Raw genomic sequence first — 2,210 nt, 5'->3', positions numbered from 1 at the left:
CCGGTTCGACCTTTACGCGCCCCATAGGTCTTGCGGTAAAGCTGTTCGATAGGATAAATCTCTGGAGGAGGACTGACTTCGTAGGAACCATTAGCAGGCGACGAGACAAGGGCATACCTTCAGAAGAAAGCACTTCAATATTGATATATTGTGATTCTTGTAAAGCCGTTTCTACAAAAACTCCTGCTTAAAATTCGGCCGAAAACATTTAAAGTTGTTGACATAAAGTTTTTTTAGCATTGGCAAAATTCATAATTAGGAAAAAATAAGAAAGCACTTTTAGTATCTTGCCATTATGCAATACTACACAAGATGGAAAAATGCTTTTTTTAAGGTAAAAAAGTTATTTATCTAAAACTATTTATCTTAATTTTTGAATTTTTATTTTAGACTTAGAGCAGTTTCGGAGTTAGTGAGGTACAAATTTTTAGGACTTTAGGCAACAGGCAATAGGCAACAGGCAACAGATAATTAATTAAAGTGTACCTCACCATCCTAAAAAGTGCTGTAATTACTGGAGAGTACAAGGTGCTTCTAAAAACGGTTTGCTTTAAAGACTGAAAGTATTACTGGTANTTTTAGGACTTTAGGCAACAGGCAATAGGCAACAGGCAACAGATAATTAATTAAAGTGTACCTCACCATCCTAAAAAGTGCTGTAATTACTGGAGAGTACAAGGTGCTTCTAAAAACGGTTTGCTTTAAAGACTGAAAGTATTACTGGTAAAGCCTTATAGCATTTATAGCTGTGAAATTGAGAAGGAGTGGTGATAGCCATAGCTAGCAATGGCTATTTTAAGAACTTTGCACTGTCTAATTAATTCTCTAGCCTTTAAAAAGACTCTTTAAATGGTCTTAGATCAAGTTCGTGAGTCCACGCACTCGAATGTTGTTGGTGAATTGCCCAATAGGTTTCTGCAATAGCATCAAGTTGTAATAAACCCTCTTTACCTTTTTGAGAAACAAAATTTGGGAACCTTGTACGAGACTTTTCCCCATCAATAACACCATCAATANGCACTGTCTAATTAATTCTCTAGCCTTTAAAAAGACTCTTTAAATGGTCTTAGATCAAGTTCGTGAGTCCACGCACTCGAATGTTGTTGGTGAATTGCCCAATAGGTTTCTGCAATAGCATCAAGTTGTAATAAACCCTCTTTACCTTTTTGAGAAACAAAATTTGGGAACCTTGTACGAGACTTTTCCCCATCAATAACACCATCAATAATGACATGAGCAACATGAATACCTTCGGGACCAAATTCTCGCGCCATCCCTTGAGCTAATGCTCTCAAACCTGCTTTTGCGACTCCGAATGCTGTAAATGGTGGTTTTCCTCTTAGGGAAGCAGTCGCTCCCGTAAAAATAAGAGTACCTTGTTGTCGCTTTTTCATAGTAGCGATCGCTTGTTTGCCAAATAAAAATCCACCAAAACAATTTTGTTGCCAAAGGTTGATAAAAGTTTCACTGTCTGTTTCTAATAAGGGTGCGCGAATATTTTTACCAGCGTTGTAGACAGCAATATCAAGAGGATAACCTGCTTTTTCCACAACTGCAAATAGTTGTTCGACATCCTGTTCGACTGTTGCATCAGTAACAACAGCAGTTGCGCTCCCACCTTGTTGTGCGATATTTTCCACAATTAACTGTAGTTTATCTCCGCTACGGCCAGCAACAAAAACGTGCAAACCCTGGTTAGCAAAATATTTAGCAAGTGTTGCACCTAAGCCTTCTTCTGAACCAACACCCATCACAACTGCTGCAGATTTTTCGCTCATTTTATTCTTCCTAAAACTATTAGATATCTCTAAGAAAGTCATTATCTCACAGAAATCATCAATTATTTCCCTCTACTCTGTACGGACGTTGCATAACAAAAATGCGAATGTCCCTGCTCCCTCTTTTCTTGTAAATTTAGATTTTAGATTTTATGGGGGCTTTTTGGTAGAATATCTATATTTTAAGAACTGTAATTTCCCTATATCTATTGAGATAGCTAACTTTCAAGATCCTGAGAAAAAATTTTTTCTACCCCCTTGACACTTTATGTATTATTTATGTAGTATATAAATGTGGCAGTTAAAGGAGAGGCGAACAACCTCTAGAGAAACAAGCCATATTTGCACCTTGAAAACTAAATAATTAACAGAATTTTCACAAATACAGCAGATTTCGGATTAATGATGTACAAGTTTAAATGGTAAAATTCA

The 2,210-nt window shown here is 36.7% G+C and carries 1 protein-coding gene; it reads right to left on the bottom strand.

Translation table 11 applies throughout. From position 1 onward, the window contains the following. Positions 1-1,043: 1,043 nt before the first annotated feature. Positions 1,044-1,778 (bottom strand): SDR family NAD(P)-dependent oxidoreductase, encoded by a 735-nt coding sequence (locus AFK68_RS00800; protein ID WP_094670867.1) that lies wholly within the window; start codon positions 1,776-1,778, stop codon positions 1,044-1,046. Positions 1,779-2,210 lie beyond the last annotated feature (432 nt).

The organism is Hydrocoleum sp. CS-953 (assembly GCF_002260545.1).
In the GTDB taxonomy this organism is placed as follows: Bacteria; Cyanobacteriota; Cyanobacteriia; order Cyanobacteriales; family Microcoleaceae; genus Trichodesmium.
This window is presented reverse-complemented; position numbering and strand designations above follow the sequence as displayed.

What these genes read in the sequence shown, in the direction of transcription:
- AFK68_RS00800 (WP_094670867.1), bottom strand. Translation starts at nt 1,778, where the DNA reads ATGAGCGAAAAATCTGCAGCAGTTGTGATGGGTGTTGGTTCAGAAGAA.